General features: G+C 71.3%; 1 pseudogene. It reads right to left on the reverse strand.

Annotation, left to right across the window (positions count from 1 at the left end):
• A pseudogene (locus SB660_RS21025) lies at positions 1–268 on the reverse strand (hypothetical protein); the annotation flags it as partial.

Consider the following 268-nt stretch of genomic DNA (forward strand, 5'->3'; position numbering starts at 1 on the left):
GTGCGCTGCGACAGATCGTGGTTGCCGGCGGCGATTTCCGACGATGCCGTGCCGATCGCGCCCGAGGCGTCCTGGATGCGCGAGACGATGCCGGTCAGCTGGGCGACGGTCGCGTTGGCGTCGTCGCGCATCGCGGCGAACACACCGTGGAAGTCCCCGTCCATGCGCGCGGTCAGGTCGCCGCGGGCGATGGCCTGCAGCACGCCGGACACGCTGGCGAGGTTGCCGTCCGCGGTCCGCATCAGGCGGTTGAGGCCGTCGACCATGT

This window comes from Bacillus sp. SIMBA_005 (assembly GCF_046535585.1).
Classification (GTDB): Bacteria; Bacillota; Bacilli; order Bacillales; family Bacillaceae; genus Bacillus; species Bacillus pumilus.